Source organism: Chlorobium phaeovibrioides, from assembly GCF_003968655.1.
GTDB classification, from domain to species: Bacteria; Bacteroidota; Chlorobiia; order Chlorobiales; family Chlorobiaceae; genus Chlorobium; species Chlorobium phaeovibrioides.
In genome coordinates this window covers 1-832 of the sequence record NZ_RXYK01000051.1, presented here as the reverse complement: position 1 = coordinate 832, position 832 = coordinate 1, and the positions used below count along the sequence as shown (strand labels likewise).

Annotated in this window: 2 protein-coding genes; both read left to right on the top strand. The window is 50.8% G+C overall.

The genetic code is table 11. The features are described 5' to 3' along the window. Positions 1 to 68 precede the first annotated feature (68 nt). A complete protein-coding gene (locus EKD02_RS09895) occupies positions 69 to 365 on the top strand; it encodes a transposase (protein ID WP_011358545.1) in 297 nt (98 codons plus the stop codon). Positions 366 to 370: 5 nt separating this feature from the next. Beyond that, a partial coding sequence (locus EKD02_RS09890; RefSeq protein WP_148102980.1) for an IS3 family transposase occupies positions 371 to 832 on the top strand: 462 nt, incomplete at its 3' end.

Genomic DNA, 832 nt, shown 5'->3' with positions numbered 1-832 from the left:
TGGAGGTGCTACATTATTATGGACACTCAAAGAAGCCATATATTCCTCAAAAACAGGAGATATGAATTATGGCACAGCAAACACCCCGTCGTCAGTACGACAAGCAGTTTAAAATGGATGCCGTCGAGCTGACCCTCAAGGGCGACAGGACTGCGAAGGAAGTCGCCGATGATCTCGGGATCAATCCATACGTTCTTTACCGGTGGCGGAGCAAGTACCTGACCGAGAAGGACGGCGCTTTTCCCGGGACAGGTAACCCGAAGGATTCTGAGACTGAAAAGCTCCGTAAGCTTGAGCGGGAATTGAAGATAGTAACGGAAGAACGAGAGATATTAAAAAAAGCACTCGCCGTGTTCTCAAGGTAAAATCATTGATTTATAGCTTTATCAATGAACACAAGAATGTCTTTGCTGTCAGGACGATGTGCCGGGTTCTTGACGTCACTTTCAGCGGGTATTATGCCTGGGCACGGCGACCTAAAAGCTCCAGAACCGAAGAGAACGCGAGAATCATGACCGCTATCAAGGATATCCATAAAGAGAGCCACGAGACCTATGGGAGCCCCAGGATAGCGCTGGATTTGGGGAAGCGAGGCATCAAATGCAGCCGGCCCCGGGTAGCCCGACTGATGCGGGAAATGGGCATCCGGGCAAGGTGCGCCAGAAAGTTCAAAGTGACGACGGACTCGAACCATAAGGAGCCCATAGCACCGAATTTCCTGGATCAGGACTTCTACCCGGATATGCCGTTTGAAGTCTGGACGAGCGATCTGACCTACTTGTGGACCGATAGCGGCTGGCAGTACCTCACAGTGGTCATGGAGCTCTTCAAT